This is a genomic window from Rhizobium sp. Root149 (assembly GCF_001427345.1).
GTDB lineage: Bacteria > Pseudomonadota > Alphaproteobacteria > Rhizobiales > Rhizobiaceae > Neorhizobium > Neorhizobium rhizoryzae.
The window spans coordinates 401,499-420,178 of record NZ_LMGD01000020.1 but is presented as its reverse complement, the minus strand read 5'-3'; the positions used below and the strand labels follow the sequence as shown (position 1 = coordinate 420,178).

The following is an 18,680-nucleotide window of genomic DNA, read 5'->3' as shown; positions in this document are numbered from 1 at the left end:
TATCAATCCGGAATATCGCCAGCCGACGGACCCCAGACATCTGTCATCGCAAATCCGCGAGCCAGTGGATCGAATGGGTCGAGGGCCACAGTCTGCTGACCGAATGTAAAGCCTCGCCCGCTGATCGTCGGGATGATTGCCTGTCTTCCGGCCACCGTCGTCTCGGCCATCAACCCAACACGGAATTCCGAATTGATGATGGAACGCGAGGTCAGCGCATCCCCTACCTTGATCTTTCCGCGCGCATGGAGCGTTGCAAGATTGGCGGAATTGCCCGTACCGCACGGCGAGCGGTCCGCCCTGCCTGGCCACATCGTCGTGCAGGTACGAATAACTCCATCAGGATCGTTGTCGCGGAACATAACATAGGCAATACCGGAAACGGCCGGAATTTCCGGATGCGCCACTGGGAAGGCAGCGTTCACGAGAGCCTTGAGCTCCATGCCCGCAGACACGAGGGCGGCTGCGTTTTTCTTCTCAATAGTCAGCCCAAGCTGTTGCACATCGACAAGCGCGTAGAAAACGCCGCCATAGGAGATGTCGAGCGAAATTCGTCCCCACTTCGTATCGAGACTGACATCGAGTTCGTGAACGAAGGAAGGCACCATGGTGAGTTCCACGCGCTCACATCGTCCATCATGGCAGGTGGCCTTTGCCCGAACGAGGCCAGCCGCCGTTTCCAGAACGACAATGGTTTCCGGCTCATGCATCTCCACGATGCCAGCCTCTAGCAGCGCTGTCGTGACGCATATGGAATTTGACCCGGAACTGGCATGCGCCTGGTCCGGCTGGAGGATGATGAATGCCGCATCGGCGTCCGGATGGATGGGCGGCAACAGCAGGTTGACGGAGCCGATCGGATTTCCCCGCGGCTCGAGACACAGGAACCGCCTGAGCTCTTGCCCCTTGGGATCGGAATTCAACCATGCCAGCTTGTCGGCGATTGTCGCGCCCGGAATCTTCGGCACACCCCCGATCGCGACCTTGCCGATTTCCCCCTCGGCATGAACGTCGAGAAGCTGCATTGTTCGTTTCCAGCGCATAGACGCTCACTCCTGATATATCTGACGGGACGACATTAATCCGAAGTCGAAGCGAGCGAAATCGCAGACTGATACCTTTCTGCAATTTTCTGATCCCATCCCACGCAACAATTTCGGCATTGCATTCCGTACCAAGGTGCCGCATTCCAGACGGATGACTGATTTCGAAACGCAACTTCTCGCCCTGTTCGAGACCGCCGCTTTGCGAGCCGGACGGATCATCCTCGACATTTATGAATGCGGTTGCAGCGTGGACACGAAAGCGGATTCCTCGCCTGTCACGGAGGCGGATATAGCCGCGGAAGCGGAAATCCTGGCGGTTCTTGCGCCTGCTCTTGTCGATATTCCTGTGATCGCGGAAGAGCAGATGTCGCAAGGCATTCAGCCGGACATCAGTGGCGGGCGGTTCCTGCTGATCGATCCGCTGGATGGGACGCGGGAATTCATCAGCCGCAATGGAGAATTTACCGTCAACATTGCCCTGATTGAACATGGGGTGCCGGTGGCGGGTATCGTTTACGCTCCAGTTCTGGCAACAGCCTATCTCGGTGGAGCATCAGCCGCCTGGAAGCTTGCGATTGGCGAGAACGATGAGGTTGTCGAGCGGACGCAAATCCGCGTCCGGCCTCGGCAGACGCCGCCGGTTGCACTGACCAGTCGCTCACATCGCGACGCCTTTATTGGTCCCTATCTGGATTCGCTTGGCGTGAAAGATTGCCGTATTGTCGGCTCATCCCTGAAATTCGGTGTTCTGGCGGAAGGCGCGGCAGATCTTTACGCGCGATACAATCGAACCATGGAGTGGGACACTGCGGCAGGGGATGCAGTTTTACGTGCCGCCGGCGGCATGACCCTGACCGCCGACGGCACCCCCCTGAAATACGGAAAGACGGGCCAGAGTGGCGATGCCGATTTTGCCAATCCGGGCTTTTTCGCCTGGGGCCAGCCCTCGTTATACAGCACCCCTTCAAACAGCAACTGAGTGGCGCGCGGCGTTTCGGCCGAAATACTGATCAAAGCCGGCCGCAATCGTGCGAACGAACACCCGGCCCGCCTCTTTCACCTCGAACCGGTCTCCATCAAAGCTGATGAACCCATCCTGATCCTGCTGTTGAAGACGGGCGGCATCGGCCAACAGAATATCGGCAGCCGCCCCATATTCACGGCGAAGACCGCGCATGGAGAAGCCGTAAGTGCACATCAACTGCTCGATGGCGCTTCCGACGACACGATCAGTCACCGTCAGTTCGATGCCTTTTCCAATGGGAAGCCTGCCTTCATTCACGGCGCGCATGTATTCGCCAGTCGCCACGATGTTCTGTGCGTAACCCGCCTGCACCTTGCCGATGGCTGAGGCACCCAGACCAATCAGGCTCGGAGCGCTATCTGTGGTGTAACCCTGAAAATTGCGCTTTACTTCGCCTGCGTCGAGCGCGACAGCGAGACTGTCACCTGGCTTGGCGAAATGATCGATTCCGACAGCAACATACCCTTCAGCCGTTACCATGTCGCTGATAAGTTGCTGCATGGCGAAACGCTCCTCGACCCCCGCCAGCGCTTTCTCGTCGATCAAGGTCTGGTGCTTCTTCATCCACGGCACATGGGCATAGCCAAAGATCGCAAACCGTTCCGGCTGCATGGACAGTGCCATCGCGAGCGTTTTCTCCAGACTGGAGCGTGTCTGATGCGGCAGGCCGTAGACGACATCGAGATTGATGCCTCCGATCTCCAACTCTCTCAGAAGCGAAACAATCCTATGCGTCTGCTCGAAAGACTGAGGACGGTTGATGGCGGCCTGAACCTTCGGATCGAAGTCCTGCACTCCAACACTCGCGCGCGTCACACCAAAGGCTCGCCAGCCCTCCAGCTTCTCGCGATCTACGAAACCCGGATCGATCTCGACGCTGATCTCGGCCCCCTCCTCTACGTCGAAATTCCGGTCCAACGCTCCCCTGATCCGCATGAGATCCGGGATCGAGAGGATCGTCGGCGAGCCGCCGCCGAAATGAATGCTGCCAACCTTACGGCGCTTTGGCAGATGGCAAGCGACCAGTTCGATCTCTGCCAGCAGAGCATCCATATATCCGGCCACCGGCTCGTAGCGCTTGGTCTGCTTGGTATGGCAGCCGCAATACCAACAGAGCCGATCACAAAACGGGATATGCAGGTAGAGCGAAAGGCCTGTTTCCCCGTCTTCGCGTGCAAGCCAATCAGCATAGGTCTCGCCGTTCACGCCCGCATGGAAATGGGGCGCAGTCGGATAGCTGGTGTAACGGGGAACCGCGATGGCGTAACGGCGGATGAGTTCTGGCTGCATGGGATGTTCCTTTTGCAGCGACATTAGAAGCTCGCAGCCACCATTCCTTGATCAAGATCAAGTGGAATGGAAGCCTCGTCAAGAAGCCGCTATAACAGGCGCGCCATGGATATTTCACGCCTCGACATTCACAACTCAGACACCCCCGAACTCTGCAAGAGCTGCGAGGTTCGCCACAAGGGCATGTGTGGCGCCTTGAACGGCATGGAACTGACATTGCTCTCGAAGCATACGAGGCAAGTCAGCCAGCCCGCCGGTGAGGAACTCGTCGGTGAAAGTACCGATATCGATGCCTATGACAACATCATGCGGGGCGTGGTGAAGCTCTCGAAGACGCTTGAGGATGGCCGGCAGCAGATCGTGGGACTACAGTTTGCCCCGGATCTTGTCGGCAGGCTCTATGCCAGCGAAAGCCCGATGACTGCCGAAGCCGCATCGGATGTGGATGTCTGCCGAGTACCGCGTCGCATTCTGGAAAGGCTGATCGACGGAAACCCGGAACTGCGCAAAAGACTGATGGATCAGTCCCTGCGGGAACTGGATGAGGCACGAGACTGGATGGTTACACTTGGCCGCAAGACCGCTGCTGAAAAGGTAGCCAGCCTGCTTCTGCTGATTGCCACGCATCTGGATCCGGACGCAGAAGGCGAGAGACGCGTGTTTGACCTCCCCGTCTCCCGGCTGGATATCGCAGATTATCTCGGCCTTACAATCGAAACTGTCTCCCGCCAGCTTTCAAAGCTCAAGGGCGAAAAGGTCATCTCGATTACCGCAAACCGGCATATCGAGGTTCTTAATTTTACCAAACTGCGCATCCGCGCCGGATAAAATACGGCGCCGACACTTTGCCTACCAATTGATCTAGATCAAAATATAAGCAGCGCACTGCTCATCAGCTGCTCGGGAGGACGGCTGCCTGTCTAACGGATAGGCATTTTTTGACCATTTGATAAATTTTCCCAGTCTCCAAAAATCAAACCTCTGATTTTGTTGCATTAATCAGCTTGGCACGCCGTTTGCTACCTCTGTCTCAGCAGGTCTCTGGACCGAAAACGACTGAAAGGAGCAATTTCATGGAAATCGGTGTCTTCATTCCAATCGGCAACAATGGTTGGCTGCTTTCGGAAAATGCGCCGCAGTACAAGCCGAGCTTCGAGCTGAACAAGGAGATAACGCTCCGGGCGGAGAAGTACGGCTTCGACTTTGCGCTCTCAATGATCAAGCTGCGTGGCTTTGGAGGAAAGACGGAGTTCTGGGACTATAATCTGGAAAGCTTTACGCTCATGGCGGGTCTTGCCGCCGTTACCTCCAGGATCAAGCTCTTCGGCACTGCCGCTACGCTCATCATGCCACCGGCCATCGTCGCACGCATGGCCACAACCATCGATTCGATTTCGGGCGGACGCTTTGGCGTCAATCTTGTGACCGGTTGGCAGCGACCCGAATACAGCCAGATGGGCCTGTGGCCGGGAGATGACTATTTCTCAGACCGGTACGAGTATCTGAGCGAATACACGACCGTTCTGAAGGACCTGCTTACCACCGGCCAGTCCGACCTGAAGGGCAAGTATTTCCAGATGGATGATTGCCGCATGAAGCCGGTGCCGCAGGGCGATGTGAAGCTCATCTGCGCCGGTTCTTCGAATTCAGGCATGGCGTTCTCGGCACAGTTTGCCGACTACAGCTTCTGCTTCGGCGTGGGCGTCAACACGCCCAAGGCCTTTGCGCCGACCAATGAGCGGCTTCTGGCCGCCACGGAAAAGACCGGTCGTGAAGTACGCTCCTTCGTACTGACCATGGTGATCGCGGAAGAAACGACAGAAGCCGCCTTCGCCAAGTGGGAACACTACAAGGCAGGTGCGGATGAAGAAGCCATAAAGTGGCTTGGCCTGCAGAGTGCCGCCGACACCAAATCCGGCTCCGATACCAACGTGCGCCACATGTCCAATCCGGTTTCCGCCGTCAACATTAACATGGGCACCTTGATCGGCTCCTATGCGGAAGTGGCAGCCATGCTGGATGAGATGAGCGAAGTGCCCGGCACCGGCGGCGTGATGCTGACCTTCGACGACTTCCTGGAGGGCATCGAAAAGTTCGGCCGGTTCGTACAGCCGCTGATGAAGAGCCGCGCCCACATCCAGCCCATGCTGGAGGCCGCAGAATGAGCGAGACCGTTGTTGCAGGCTATCAGCCTCGCCCGGAACTGGCAAAGAGCGTGACGCTTCCGGCTCGACCCGAACCGATTTCACTGAAGCCGTCTGAAACTGCCGTCGTAGTGGTGGACATGCAAAACGCCTATTCCACCGAAGGCGGTTATGTGGATCTCGCGGGCTTCGATATCTCAGGCGCCAAGGGGACGATTTCCAACATCAAGAAAACGCTGGATGCGGCACGCGCGGCAGGCGTTCTGGTTGTGTATTTCCAGAACGGCTGGGACAAGGACTACGTGGAGGCTGGCGGCCCCGGCTCACCCAACTGGCACAAATCCAACGCGCTGAAGACCATGCGCAAACGCCCGGAATTGCATGGCCAGCTGTTGTCCAAGGGTGGTTGGGATTACGCCATCGTGGACGAGCTTCAGCCGCAACCGGGCGATATCCTGGTGCCGAAGACCCGCTATTCCGGTTTCTTCAACACCAACATGGACAGCGTGCTGCGCGCACGCGGCATACGCAATCTCGTCTTTGTTGGCATTGCCACCAATGTCTGCGTGGAAAGCTCGCTGCGCGACGCCTTTCATCTCGAATATTTCGGCGTGATGCTGGAAGACGCGACCCATCATCTGGGACCGGACTTCATCCAGCAGGCGACGGTCTACAATGTCGAGAAATTCTTCGGCTGGGTTTCCACCGTCAATGATTTCTGCGGCGCGATCGGTCAGGCAGCACCCGCCGAAGCGGCCGAATAACATTTTCATATCAGGAGAGAGATCATGCCGAAGACCATCATCGTTCCCGAAGGCACGCAGAAGCCGATCGCGCCCTACTCCCCCGGCACGCTCGCCGATGGCGTGGTTTACGTTTCGGGCACACTTCCCTTCGACAAGAACAACGACGTCGTGCACGTGGGCGACGCGGCGGCGCAGACCCGCCATGTGCTGGAGACCATCAAGTCGGTTATCGAGACGGCGGGCGGCACGATGGAAGATGTCACCATGAACCACATCTTCCTCACCGATTGGTCGAACTATCAGGCCATCAACAAGGTCTATGCCGAATATTTTCCCGGCGACAAGCCGGCTCGTTACTGCGTGCAGTGCGGGCTGGTGAAGCCGGACGCTCTGGTGGAAATTGCCACCGTCGCACATATCGGAACGAAATAAACCGATGGCCTCCCCCTCGCGCCTTGGCGTCGGGGAGGCTCCCTGCCCACTTCAGCCAAGAGCAGACCATGCATTACGAGATCCACGGCCTGTCCGAACCAGATGCGCCAACCATTCTTCTTTCATCCGGACTCGGCGGCTCAGGTGCCTATTGGGCACCACAGATCCCGGCGCTCTCGAAGCATTTCCGTGTCATTACCTATGATCATCGTGGGTGCGGACAAACAGGCGGCGAAGTTCCAGTGACAGGCGGCATTGCGGCCATGGCCGACGATGTGCTGGAAATCGTCGAGGTTGTCGGCCTCAAGAGCTTTCATTTCATGGGTCATGCGCTGGGTGGGTTGATTGGCCTCGACATCGCTCTTCGCAAGCCTGGCCTTATCGACAAACTCATTCTGATCAACGCCTGGAGCAAGGCCGACCCGCATTCCGGCCGCTGCTTCGATATCCGCCTGGAATTGCTGGAGAAGTCCGGTGTGCCTGCCTTCGTGAAGGCACAGCCTCTGTTTCTATACCCTTCATGGTGGATGAGCGAAAACGCCGAACGGCTTGCCCGGGATGATGAGCATGGCATGCTGCACTTTCAGGGCAAAGAAAACGTGACGCGGCGTATCGCTGCACTTCGAGCCTTCGATGTGGATGCAGCGCTTGATCGCATCTCCTGCAAGACCTTGCTCATGGCGACGAAAGACGACCTGCTGGTACCGTTCACCCGGTCCGTGCGGCTTGACCAGGGACTGACCCATTCAACCCTGTCTGTCTGGGACCAGGGAGGTCACGCCATGAACATTACCCTGCCGGATCGCTTCAACGCCGAGGTTGAGGAATTTCTTTCATCTTAAACAAGCTATGACAGTTTGAGAGCCACGCCGTTGAACCTTAACGCTGCTTCCTCCGTAACGTCCAAGACGATTGCCCCTCTGGAGACATCTAAAATGCCCGCTTCGCCTCAACTTCTCTCCGCCACCGAGACTGACATGCGCCAGATTTTCCGAGATGCCATGGCGCGTCTGGCTGCTGCGGTCACCATCGTGACCACGGATGGGGATGGTGGCCGGGCGGGCTTTGCGGCAACCGCCGTATGTTCTGTGTCGGATTCTCCTCCGATGCTTCTCGTCTGCCTCAACAAGGGCTCTTCCGCTTATCCGGCGGTTGCGGCCAATCGCGCAATCTGCGTCAACATTCTGGCCAGCGAACATGAAAGCCTCAGCCGCCTTTTTGGCGGCAAGACACCGGTAGACGAACGGTTCGCGGCAGCGACCTGGTCCCGGACGGAGACCGGCTGCCTGCGTCTGGAGGGAGCCCTTGCGAGTTTCGACTGCACGATCTCCTCCGTCGCCGATGGCGGAACTCATGACGTCCTTTTCTGCTCTGTCGAGACGATCGATATCCGGAGCGAGGGCCAAGGCCTGATCTATTTCGACCGCGAATACAGAACAGTGTGATCAATCACGGCATGAACGGCAGCTAAATGGCGTCTTCAGACGCCATTCCGCATCGGCAATTTAAAAAGAAAGCGTTCAATGGCGGAACGATCCGCACAAGGAGACGCTTTCATGATCCGCAAAACTCTCATCGCTCTTGCAGCCCTGACCAGCCTCACTGCTGCTGTGCCGGCCTTGGCCAACGATGTCCGGATCGATCAATACGGATGGTCCAATTCCGCTGGCGGCGCGCAGCATGGATCCTGGAACCGCATAAGATCCTACCAGAACGGCTACGGCAACTCAGCGGCCTCTCATCAGCGCGGTTACGACAACCTCTCCGTCACGGGCCAGGACGGCAACCGCAATTCCGCCAGCACCTATCAGACCGGAAGCCGCAACAGCGCAGGTGTCGGCCAGTTCGGCTCCGATCATCAGACGATCCTCACCCAGGACGGCAATGGCAATATCGCTGCCGGTGTTCAGGTGGGCCGTGGCTGTAGCGCGAATGTAGCGCAGGCCGGCAGCGGTAATATCGCGGCCTTCGTCCAGTCCTGCGATTAATTTCAAGCCACGACATCCGCCCACGCATGCCAGTTTGTTTGGAGAATGGCCATGTTCATCAATACCAATGCCAAGAGCACCGTCATCGTCGCCCTCCTGCTCGCAGCAGTGGGCGGAACGGCAGGGCTTGCCATCGCGGGCTCAAGCAAGGGTCCGCTACGCTGCGAGCTTCGCGTCACGAAATCCGGCGGCAACGTCACACTGGAAGCTCTCGCGTTCTCGGAGAAAAGCGTAGAGGGCACCTACCGACTTATGGTCGATGGATCAGGACAAGGCGGCAACAGCGTGATCCAGCAAGGTGGACCGTTCAATGCGGATCCTGCCAAGTCGAATTCGCTGGGAATGGTCTCGCTGGGTTCAGGATCGAGCTATGACGCGAAGCTGGAGGTGAAAGCCGGCGGGACCAGCGCCAACTGCACCGAGACGGTCGGCGCGAAAATCTGACCTCTGCCACCAGCGAAGCAATTTCATCCGGCTCAAGCGAGCCGGATTTTCTTTTGGAAGATCAAGCCGGATCTGCGGCCCGCCATGCCGCATGGCATGTCCGACCAAAGAAGTTAAACGAGAGTTAAACACCTGATTCCGCAGCCATTCAGCCACGGCATGGCAAGGTCTCTTTAGGCTCAGATCAAGAGGAGACCGATGATGAACCGCCTGCTGAAGACACCCGTAGCCGCTCTTGCTTTGACAGCCCTTTCCCTGTCGCTTGGCACGCAAACGCCCGCTTATGCAGGAGGGTCGGTCTCCTTCACGCTCAACCCTTCGCGGGATCAGGGTGGAGACCTGCTTTCGACCGGCATAAGGCTCTACTCCATGTATCGGGGATTGAAGCAAGGAGAGATCCGGCAGGACGGTTCACACAATGAAGCTGGCGTCGCGCAGAACGGGAGAGACAATGTGGGATTCATCCGGCAGCGCGGCAGCGACCACTCCGCGACACTGCGCCAGAACGGCGACGACAATGCCTACGGCATATTTCAGTACGGTCGCGGTGCGGCGACCGACGTAGAGCAACATGGCCACGAAAGCGGCCTGACGTTCAGCTACGGATGGCGGTGATCCGCTCACGTTCTATCAATGTCGTTGGAAGAGGAATGGCGCACCCGAAGAGATTCGAACTCCTGACCCCCAGATTCGTAGTCTGGTGCTCTATCCAGCTGAGCTACGGGTGCTTGCCTCACCGACTGTCCGTCGGCGTTGGCGATCCTCTAAAGCGTTACGTTTAGGATTGCAAGCGCTTTTGAAAAATCAGACGTCATTTTCTTGAAATATATGGTCAAGCCATTGATAAATATCGGTTATTTTCATGCCCTCGCGCGATAGCTCTCCAGTGAGACTGGTCGATCAGGAATCTCTATGCGAAATTGCGTGCCCCGTCCCGGCTTCTCAACAAGCGCAATTGTACCCCCGTGCGCGAGCACGAGCTCACGCGCTATGGCCAGGCCTAAGCCCGTTCCACCAGAGCGGGCAGCGCCCCGAAACGCCGTGAAGAGGTTTTCACGGGCCTTCTGCGGCATGCCGGGTCCATTGTCGTCGATGATGATGCTGACAACCGATCCCACACGCTGCGCACTGAGCGAAATACGGTGAGCCTGCCCGTCTTCGCCCGGCTCAGCCTGGCTGAGTGCCTGAACGGCGTTTCGACACAGATTGTGGATCACGCGGAACAGCTGCTCACCATCGGCGTCAACCTCCAGATCCTCCGCAATCTGCTCGACGAATCCAATGGTTCCTTCCGGATCAATGGCCAGCATCTCTCGAACGTCCTGACAGAGGTCGGCGAGCTTCAGCAGCCTGCGGCGCGGCGCCGCCTCCGAGGCCTGACCGTAGGCAAGAACCTCGTTGGTGTAGCCAACTGCCCGATCAATCGTGCGCAGAAGCTTGGGGGCAAAGCTTCGCACCATGGGATCTTCCACGTCCACGAGCCGGTCGGACATCAGCTGGGCCGAGGCGAGGATGTTGCGCATGTCGTGATTGATCTTGGAAACCGCGAGACCAAGATCGGCAAGATTCTTTTGTTGCTTGAGTGTGCGCTGCAATTCCATCTGCATGGCAGCCAGATGCTGACCGGCCACTTCAAGCTCACCCTTGGCCCTGCCCGGCTGAAAAATTCGGTCCGGATCTTCGGGACGATCGGAAAAGCGCTGCATGCCATGCGTCAAACGGCGGATCGGACTGATCATCATGCGGTTGATCGATACGTAGATCAGTCCGGCTGTCACCATTGAGATCAAAAGTGAAATACCGAACATAAGCTTAGAAAAGCTGATCATCGCCTTGCGAAGGGCATCGTCCGTCATGACGAGCTCAATGATCATGTCGGTCTCACCGATCGGACCGAAGACGCGCATCACCTTCCCGCCGCCCAGAAGCAGCGTATCCAGCGCATTTTGCATGGCGTTCACAGCGCCTTCATTGGCGAGATCGTACTGGTCATCAACCTGTGGAGGCACATCAATGGCCGCCAGAAGTCGAGACGTTCCATCCTTGCGCAGCGCTAGAACCTTCGTCCCGGTCGCAAGCAGCGTGTCGTCCTGGACCTCGCGGGGCAATTCAGCTGGCTGCAGGCCGTCGATGACGATGCCAGCCGCAGCGGCCGTATCGAGCCTGTCGCGCAGCCAGGTCGTGCGCATCACGGAGATGGACGGTATGAATATCAGAACTTCGGCAAACATGACGAAGGCGACTGTCAGCCAAAGGAGGCGCCCTGACAGGCCGTGGAGGCGCCGCGGCATCCGCTGTATCGCCGCGTCCGCATCGTCTCCTGCCAGTGTCTGTCGGGCGGATAGATCCGCCACTCTGCTCATGCGGAACTCCGTTCCCATTTGACAGCAAGCCTTCGGGCCTACCTAGCTCAAGACGAAATGATAATGGCGCCCGAGGGGTTTTTCCAGCCCTCGGACGCCAAACCTTCATTACAGTTCGTTAATTCGGCAGTTCTCAGAACTCTTCCCAGTTCTCGCCACTGGCGGCAACCGCCACGGCAGCGCTTGGTACCGAAAGAGCACGGGCGAGATTGCCCATCATTTTGCGGGCTGGCGAGGCCTTGGGTGCAGATGCCGTATCGGCAGCACGGGGCACACGAGAGACGACCGGGCGCGCAGTTGCTTCGGATGCGTAATTCGAAGGCGCAGCGACGACCATATCACCAATCTTGAAGTGTGACAGCAGCGAGAAGAGTGTTGCCGTTTCGCTGGAAAGCTTGTGTGTCGCGGCGGACGTCTCTTCCACCATGGCAGCGTTCTTCTGCGTGACCTGGTCCATCTGGTTGATGGCGGTATTGATCTCGTGCAGGCCAGTTGCCTGTTCCCGGGCAGCAACCGCGATCGAGTGGATGTGATCGTTGATGCTGAGAACCTGCGTCTCGATTTCGTGGAGCGAAGCGCCCGTCTTCTGCACAAGCTTCACGCCGCCAGCAACCTCATCGCCGGACTTCGTGATAAGCGTCTTGATGTCCTTGGCGGCGTTCGCAGACCGCTGAGCCAGTTCACGAACCTCCTGGGCAACGACGGCAAAGCCTTTGCCTGCCTCACCGGCACGAGCCGCTTCGACACCTGCATTCAGAGCTAGCAGGTTCGTCTGGAAAGCGATTTCATCGATCACATTGATGATCTGAGAAATTTCGTGAGAAGCCTGCTCGATGCGGCCCATTGCTGTGATGGCGTCACGAACAACAGTTGCGGATTGGGCAGCGCTCTGCTTGGCTTCGGTCACCATTTCACTGGCTTCCTGTGCGCGAGTCGTAGAGGTCTTCACAACGGCCGTGATTTCATCAAGGGCTGCCGAAGTCTGTTCAAGCGCGGCGGCCTGCTGCTCTGTCCGGCGGGAAAGATCGTCTGCCGCGATACGGAGCTCTTCAGAGTTGCTGTTGATCGAGCTCGTGGCGTTGCGGATCTCTTCCATAGTCTTGCGCAGACCAGTGATGGCCTCGTTGACATTGGTTTGCAGTTCGGCAAAGGCGCCACGGAATTCTCCGCGCATCGTCTCCGTCAGATCGCCAACGGCGAGGCGCTTCAGGATTGCACCAGTCTGGGTCAGGCCGGAGTCAACCGCTTCGAGCAGTTCATCGACGTTGCGAGCAAAGCGATCGAGTGCCGGATCACCGAATTCCTTATTGATGCGCGATGAGAAATCACCGCTCGCAGCCGCCGCCAGAACGCTGGCCATGCGGTTTTGGAGTGCATCGCTCTTGGCACGGTTTGCGCTTTCCTGCGCGTTCATGCGATTGACTTCGACACCGTTCGATTTGAATACCTCGACGGCAGCAGCCATGTCGCCAATCTCATCCTGACGACCCATGGACGGGATGTCGGTGGAATAGTCGCCGTTGGCAAGGCGCTTCATCGCTTCAGTCAAGCCCAGGATCGGGTTGCTCAGCGAACGAGTGCCAATGAACATGCCGACAGCAGCGCCTGCGATAACGCCGATGGCAGTAATCGTGGCGATCATGACGAACAGTGTCTGACCGAAGCTTTCCGTGCTCTTCTGGACGCTGTCCAGTTCGGCAAGGTCGGCAGCAACGACAGCGTCGATTTCGGCCTGAAATGCCTTTCGGTTGTTACGGTTCGCTTCGTTGTTACCCTGCTTGTTGGCCGCGACAGGACCTTCCTCCTTCGCCAGCCGCACCGTTTCAGAACGGAACGCACGGAATTCCTTTGCGCGCGAGACCATGGCGTCGAAAACAGCACGCTGCTCCTTGGGAACCAGCGGCTGCCAGGAAGCCAGGACCAGATCAATCTGATCCAGGCTCTTCATGAGGCCGGGGCCAAACTTCTCGGCGTCTGCTGCGTCCTTCGCAGCGTAGATGCCACGTGCTTCCATGACCACGGCCGTAACCGCGCGGTTCAGGGTTTCGCCCTTGTAGGCACGCGTGGCAGCGTTATCAAATGCTGCCATACGATTGCTGTACTCAAGAATTGCAAACAGCGACAGTCCGCCGACAACCAATGCAACCAGACTCAGTATACCAACAAGTAAATTAATTTTGCCTCGAATTCTCATTGCGCCCTTCCTGTCTTCCGTGTCGCCGGTTACTGAGCCCCCGCTCCCGGACAGCTTCAATTGCCCAAAATTTTGCCATCTAGTAATTAAGGAAACCTGAACATAAATCAGAGCTTGTATCGTAAATGGTACACTCGCATAGGTGAACGAACCAAACTTGGATTCAGAGTTACCGTGATGTGAAGGCGGCAATGATTGACTTTGCGCGGCTGATGCCCTTATAAGCCGCGCACGTCCGGCATATCAGGCTGTAGCGCAACAGCGCACCTGTGGCCGAAACGTTTTCAAACAACGCTCTTGCTCCTCACGGAGCAACTTCAAGAAGGGCCGCACACCGCGGTGTTAAAAAAATGAAGCGTACCTACCAACCATCCAAGCTTGTTCGCAAGCGTCGTCACGGCTTTCGTGCCCGCATGGCTACGCCTGGCGGTCGCAAGGTTCTTGCTGCCCGTCGCGCACGTGGCCGCAAGCGTCTGTCGGCCTAAGTGTCGATAGCCCGAGATTGACCGGGCAATGAAGTCGAAAGACATTATGCAGCGAACTGTCGGGCGGCTGAAAAGTCGGCCGCAGTTTCTTGCCGTGAGGGACGGTGAGAAGCGGCGTGGACCCCTCTTCCTTCTGGAGGTTCTCGACCGCAAGGATCCCGCAAGCGAGCCCCGCGTCGGCTTCACGGTCACGAAGAAGCAGGGCAATGCTGTTGAGCGAAACCGGATGAAGCGACGGCTGCGCGAAGCAGTTCGTCAAAGCGCCCAGTTTGCAATGAAAGACGGTCATGACTACGTCATTGTCGCGCGGCGCGAATTACTCAGCGCGCCTTTCGCCGACGTGACGAAAGCGCTTTCCGAGCGGATCGGAAGCAGACCGAAACACAAGCGGTCCGAGGAGACCCGTTCCAGGAAAGCATGATGGAAAAGAATCGCAATTACTTCATCGCGATCGCCCTTTCAGTGGTGATCGTTCTTGCCTGGCAATTCCTCTATATGAATCCGAGGTTGGAAGCCCAGCGTCGCGCCGAGGAAGCCCGGCTCGCGAGCCAGGGGCAAAGCCAAATCATCCAGCCGGAGAGCCCTGGCGCTCAATCCGGCGTACAGCCGAACGGCACCCTGCCTGCCAGCGCACAGGCTCAGGCCCAGGTCACGCGCGAAGAATCTCTTGCGAAGTCCGCACGCGTCGTGATCGACACGCCTGCTCTCTCCGGCTCGATCAACCTCACGGGCGCTCGCTTCGACGATCTGAGCCTTCGCGAATACCATGAGACGGTCGATCCGAAGAGCCCGACCATCGTGCTCTTCTCTCCGGCCGACACGAAGGACGGCTATTTCACCGAACTTGGCTACATCGGCAGCCAGGAAACCGGAACGGTTCCCGGTCCGTCCACCGTATGGACGGCTCCTGCAGGTGCCAAGCTGACCGTGCAGACACCGGTGACGCTGACGTTCACCAACGACAAAGGCCTTGTGTTCAACCGTACGGTCGCCATCGATGAGCATTACATGCTGACGGTGACCGACAAGATCGAGAACCCGACCGGCGCACCCGTAAATCTTTCGACCTATGGACGCGTCACACGCTATAACAAGCCGAACCATCCATCCGTTTATGTGATTCATGAAGGCTTTCTCGGCGTCATCGGCTCCGAGGCTGGTCTTTCCGAACACAGCTATAGCAATGTCGAGAAGGAAGCCACGGTCAATCCCAAGGCGACCGGCGGCTGGCTTGGCATAACAGACAAGTATTGGGCCGCAACACTCATTCCGCCGCAGACGCTCGCTTACGAATCCCAGTTCCGCTATCTCGCGGACGGTCAGACGCGCTATCAGGCGGACTTCAAGTCCGACAGCTTCACCGTCCAGCCGGGCCAGCCGACCGAGATCAAAAATCTCGTCTTTGCAGGCGCCAAGGAAGTACCGCTCGTCGACGGCTATGAAGCGAGCTACTCAATTCCGAAGTTCGATCTGCTCATCGATTGGGGTTGGTTCTATTTCATCACCAAGCCGATGTTCAAGCTGATGGATTTCTTCTTCCGCTTCTTTGGCAACTTTGGCGTTGCAATCCTCTGCACCACCATCGTGGTCAAGGCATTGTTCTTCCCGCTTGCCAGCAAGCAATACGCTTCCATGGCCGCGATGAAGCGCGTTCAGCCAAAGATGGAGGAATTGAAGGCAAAGCATGGCGATGACCGCATGGCCATGCAACAGGCGATGATGCAGCTCTACAAGGAAGAGAAGATCAACCCGATTGCAGGCTGCTGGCCGGTCCTGCTTCAGATCCCGGTGTTCTTCGCTCTCTACAAGGTCATCTACGTCACGATCGAAATGCGCCACGCACCGTTCTTCGGCTGGATCCAGGATCTGTCTGCGCCCGATCCGACATCGCTGTTCAACCTCTTCGGCCTGCTGCCCTACGACGTGCCGCATGCATTGATGATCGGCATCTGGCCCATCATCATGGGTGTCACGATGTTCCTGCAGATGCGCATGAACCCGACCCCGCCAGATCCGACGCAGGCCATGATCTTTACGTGGATGCCGCTGGTCTTCACCTTCATGCTGGCGTCGTTCCCAGCCGGTCTCGTCATCTACTGGGCGTGGAACAACACCCTCTCCATCACGCAGCAGGCTCTGATCATGAAGCGTCATGGTGCCAAGATCGAACTGTTCGGCAATCTCAAGAGTATGTTCCAGCGAAAGCCGGCAGGAACGAAATAGCGCGGTTCATCCAGCCCCGGCTTCAACAGAGCCGGGGCTTTTTTGTTTCAGGAGGTTGCCCGTTGCTGAAAGGCGAAACACCGATACCCAACCGTTTTTCGTCTCGCTTCATGGGTATTCTCCTTGTGGCAGCGTCTGCTTTCGTCTGGAGCTATGGCGGCGCAATCCAGCGCTTCATCCGGATCGATGACACCTGGACGATTGTGTTCTGGCGCTGCTTCTTTGCTGCACTCTTCCTGCTTGGCTTCATGATACTGAGAGATGGGCCTCGAGGAACAGCGCGGCTGTTTTCATCCATGGGAACGCCAGGGCTGGTGATTGCCACTGGCTTTGCTGTCATTTCAACTTGTTTTGTTCTGGCCGTCAGCATGACACCTGTTGCGAACGTTGTGCTCTTCATGGCCTCCATCCCGCTTTTTGCAGCCCTGTTTGCTCGCATCTTCCTCAAGGAGCAGATCACACCCGTCACATGGCTGGCCATCATTGCTGTAATGTGCGGTGTCGGGATTATGGTCTCGTCTTCGCTGGGTGAAGGCCTTTCCGTCATCGGGCTTACGCTCGCGGCATCCATAGCCCTTATCTTTGCGGGCATGACGGTCATCACGCGGCGCCACCCAGGCATCAGGATGACGCCTGCCGCCTGTCTTGGCTCTCTGATTGCAACGCTTGCCGCAGCAACTCAGGCCGGTTCATTCCTTGCGCCGGCTCAGGATATGGCGCTGCTCTTCGCGTTCGGAGCCTTGAACCTCGGCCTAGGCATGGCGCTTTATGTGACTGGCGCCCGCATGATCCCGTCCGCGCTCGCTGCCCTGCTCGGCACCCTGGAAATGATCCTTGCTCCGATGTGGATGGTTCTGTTGCATGGCGAAATCCCCTCACAGCGAACCTTGATCGGCGGAGCGATTGTCTTCGGGGCTCTCTTCACCTACCTGCTGAACAGGCCGGGACCAAAGGAAACACAAAACCTGACGCGTTCTGCTTGACTCGGGCATCGAAACCCTGAATGCACGGGAGCTGAAACAAAGGCACTATTCATGACAAGCGACACCAAAAGCACAAAGCCGATCTTCGGGCACCCCTGGATTTTCATTCGCGGGGTTCCCGCCATGAAATTCCTGCCACCGGAAGGACCGCTCGAGGTTGCTTTTGCAGGACGCTCGAATGTGGGCAAGTCTTCGCTGATCAATGCACTTGTGGGGCAGAAGGGTCTGGCACGCACGTCCAATACGCCCGGCCGCACCCAGGAACTCAACTACTTCGTCCCCGATGGCTATTCCGGTGAAGGCGACGATCTGCCGCCGATGGCCTTGGTGGATATGCCCGGTTACGGTTATGCGCAGGCCCCGAAGGAACAGGTGGATGCCTGGACGAAACTGGTCTTCGATTATCTTCGCGGCCGCGCGACACTGAAGCGTGTCTATGTTCTGATAGACAGTCGCCATGGCCTGAAGAAGAACGATGATGAGGTTCTGTCGCTACTCGACAAGGCGGCCGTCTCCTACCAAATCGTCCTGACAAAGACCGACAAGATCAAGGCACCTGCCGTACCGAAACTGGTCGACGAAACGCTGGAGAAGATCCGAAAGCGACCCGCCGCCTATCCGGAGGTTCTGGCGACATCGTCGGAAAAGTCCGAAGGTCTCGATGCTCTGCGCGCGGAAATCCTGAAGACGATCGGGCGTCCGGCCTGACGCATCGGTGAGCCAGGCCGGACCTTGGTCTGACTCTTACATGGTCTTCGGCAGCATAACGCGGTCGATCACGTGGATCACGCCGTTCGACTGCTTCACATCGGCAATCGTGACACGAGCAACGCTTCCATTTTCATCGGTCAGCGTTATGCGGCCCTTGTTCATCTTCGCTTTCAGGATGCATCCGCCAACCGTCTTCACGTCGTGCGTACCGCCATCGTCCTTGATCATCTTGGCGATCATGCCGGACATGGCATCAGCCGCGACAACATGGCAGGTCAGCACCTTCTGCAACTGCGCCTTGTTTTCCGGCTTCAGGAGGTTATCGACCGCACCCTTCGGCAGCTTTTTGAATGCGGCATTCGTCGGCGCGAACACGGTGAAGGGGCCCTTGCCGGACAATGTATCGACAAGACCGGCAGCCTTCACAGCAGCAACCAGCGTCGTGTGATCCTTGGAGTTGACGGCATTCTCGACGATGGTCTTTGTTTCATACATCGGCGCGCCGCCGACCTTCGGATTTGCAGCGAAGACGGGAGCGGCGGTACCCGCTACCAGGGCGACAGCTGCCAATGTGTGCATCGCGAATTTGAACATGGATATTTCCTCT

Annotated in this window: 20 protein-coding genes and 1 tRNA gene; 15 read left to right on the top strand and 6 right to left on the bottom strand. The window is 57.6% G+C overall.

The genetic code is table 11. The annotated features are described in order from the left end of the window. Positions 1–2 precede the first annotated feature (2 nt). The gene (locus ASD54_RS14185; protein WP_062555241.1) at positions 3–1,043 is read right to left on the bottom strand and encodes a proline racemase family protein; all 1,041 of its coding nucleotides are present in this window, start codon (positions 1,041–1,043) and stop codon (positions 3–5) included. Between the two features lie 154 nt (positions 1,044–1,197). Between ASD54_RS14185 and cysQ the strand changes: the two genes are divergently transcribed. Then, the gene (cysQ, locus tag ASD54_RS14180) at positions 1,198–2,025 is read left to right on the top strand and encodes a 3'(2'),5'-bisphosphate nucleotidase CysQ (protein ID WP_062555240.1); all 828 of its coding nucleotides are present in this window, start codon (positions 1,198–1,200) and stop codon (positions 2,023–2,025) included. On the opposite strand, the gene hemN is transcribed toward cysQ, so the two are convergent. Beyond that, positions 2,011–3,360: an oxygen-independent coproporphyrinogen III oxidase gene (gene hemN, locus ASD54_RS14175; RefSeq protein WP_062555480.1), complete on the bottom strand. Its 1,350-nt coding sequence runs from the start codon at positions 3,358–3,360 to the stop codon at positions 2,011–2,013. The two genes, cysQ and hemN, sit on opposite strands and share 15 nt — an antisense overlap. A gap of 105 nt (positions 3,361–3,465) precedes the next feature. Here hemN and ASD54_RS14170 point away from each other — a divergent pair, with 105 nt between their 5' ends. From ASD54_RS14170 to ASD54_RS14130, 9 genes are all read left to right on the top strand, one after another. Then, entirely contained in the window at positions 3,466–4,188 is a 723-nt protein-coding gene (locus ASD54_RS14170) for a Crp/Fnr family transcriptional regulator (RefSeq protein ID WP_062555479.1), read from the top strand. A 245-nt stretch (positions 4,189–4,433) separates the two neighbouring features. Next, a complete protein-coding gene (rutA, locus tag ASD54_RS14165) occupies positions 4,434–5,525 on the top strand; it encodes a pyrimidine utilization protein A (RefSeq protein WP_062555239.1) in 1,092 nt (363 codons plus the stop codon). Beyond that, the gene (gene rutB / locus ASD54_RS14160; RefSeq protein WP_062555238.1) at positions 5,522–6,268 is read left to right on the top strand and encodes a pyrimidine utilization protein B; all 747 of its coding nucleotides are present in this window, start codon (positions 5,522–5,524) and stop codon (positions 6,266–6,268) included. Before rutA ends, rutB begins: the two co-directional genes overlap by 4 nt. A gap of 24 nt (positions 6,269–6,292) precedes the next feature. After that, entirely contained in the window at positions 6,293–6,682 is a 390-nt protein-coding gene (gene rutC / locus ASD54_RS14155) for a pyrimidine utilization protein C (protein ID WP_062555237.1), read from the top strand. 68 nt (positions 6,683–6,750) lie between these two features. Next, positions 6,751–7,524 (top strand): pyrimidine utilization protein D, encoded by a 774-nt coding sequence (gene rutD / locus ASD54_RS14150; protein WP_062555236.1) that lies wholly within the window; start codon positions 6,751–6,753, stop codon positions 7,522–7,524. A 93-nt stretch (positions 7,525–7,617) separates the two neighbouring features. Continuing rightward, positions 7,618–8,127: a flavin reductase gene (locus tag ASD54_RS14145; protein ID WP_062555235.1), complete on the top strand. Its 510-nt coding sequence runs from the start codon at positions 7,618–7,620 to the stop codon at positions 8,125–8,127. A gap of 111 nt (positions 8,128–8,238) precedes the next feature. Continuing rightward, positions 8,239–8,670 (top strand): curlin, encoded by a 432-nt coding sequence (locus tag ASD54_RS14140; RefSeq protein WP_062555234.1) that lies wholly within the window; start codon positions 8,239–8,241, stop codon positions 8,668–8,670. Between the two features lie 51 nt (positions 8,671–8,721). Continuing rightward, a complete protein-coding gene (gene csgH / locus ASD54_RS14135) occupies positions 8,722–9,114 on the top strand; it encodes a curli-like amyloid fiber formation chaperone CsgH (protein WP_062555233.1) in 393 nt (130 codons plus the stop codon). 201 nt (positions 9,115–9,315) lie between these two features. Beyond that, the gene (locus ASD54_RS14130; protein WP_156379222.1) at positions 9,316–9,729 is read left to right on the top strand and encodes a curlin; all 414 of its coding nucleotides are present in this window, start codon (positions 9,316–9,318) and stop codon (positions 9,727–9,729) included. 36 nt (positions 9,730–9,765) lie between these two features. Here ASD54_RS14130 and ASD54_RS14125 read toward each other — a convergent pair. From ASD54_RS14125 to ASD54_RS14115, 3 genes are all read right to left on the bottom strand, one after another. Beyond that, a tRNA-Arg gene (locus tag ASD54_RS14125) sits at positions 9,766–9,842 on the bottom strand. A gap of 132 nt (positions 9,843–9,974) precedes the next feature. Further along, on the bottom strand, positions 9,975–11,405 hold the full coding sequence (locus ASD54_RS14120; RefSeq protein ID WP_244484764.1) for a HAMP domain-containing sensor histidine kinase: 1,431 nt from the start codon (positions 11,403–11,405) through the stop codon (positions 9,975–9,977). 205 nt (positions 11,406–11,610) lie between these two features. Next, positions 11,611–13,671 (bottom strand): methyl-accepting chemotaxis protein, encoded by a 2,061-nt coding sequence (locus ASD54_RS14115; protein ID WP_062555231.1) that lies wholly within the window; start codon positions 13,669–13,671, stop codon positions 11,611–11,613. 350 nt (positions 13,672–14,021) lie between these two features. Between ASD54_RS14115 and rpmH the strand changes: the two genes are divergently transcribed. From rpmH to yihA, 5 genes are all read left to right on the top strand, one after another. Further along, positions 14,022–14,156, top strand: coding sequence for a 50S ribosomal protein L34 (rpmH, locus tag ASD54_RS14110; protein WP_062555230.1), 135 nt, complete (start codon positions 14,022–14,024; stop codon positions 14,154–14,156). Between the two features lie 28 nt (positions 14,157–14,184). Then, positions 14,185–14,577 carry a ribonuclease P protein component gene (gene rnpA / locus ASD54_RS14105; RefSeq protein ID WP_062555229.1) on the top strand — a complete coding sequence of 131 codons (393 nt, stop codon included), beginning with the start codon at positions 14,185–14,187 and terminating at the stop codon, positions 14,575–14,577. Next, a complete protein-coding gene (gene yidC, locus ASD54_RS14100) occupies positions 14,577–16,379 on the top strand; it encodes a membrane protein insertase YidC (protein ID WP_062555228.1) in 1,803 nt (600 codons plus the stop codon). The genes rnpA and yidC overlap by 1 nt, the downstream gene beginning before the upstream one ends. Before the next feature lie 62 nt (positions 16,380–16,441). After that, positions 16,442–17,362 carry a DMT family transporter gene (locus tag ASD54_RS14095; protein WP_244484757.1) on the top strand — a complete coding sequence of 307 codons (921 nt, stop codon included), beginning with the start codon at positions 16,442–16,444 and terminating at the stop codon, positions 17,360–17,362. Between the two features lie 51 nt (positions 17,363–17,413). Next, positions 17,414–18,070, top strand: a complete 657-nt coding sequence (gene yihA, locus ASD54_RS14090; RefSeq protein ID WP_062555227.1) for a ribosome biogenesis GTP-binding protein YihA/YsxC — start codon at positions 17,414–17,416, stop codon at positions 18,068–18,070. Between the two features lie 36 nt (positions 18,071–18,106). On the opposite strand, the gene ASD54_RS14085 is transcribed toward yihA, so the two are convergent. Next, positions 18,107–18,667, bottom strand: a complete 561-nt coding sequence (locus ASD54_RS14085) for a fasciclin domain-containing protein (RefSeq protein WP_062555226.1) — start codon at positions 18,665–18,667, stop codon at positions 18,107–18,109. Positions 18,668–18,680 lie beyond the last annotated feature (13 nt).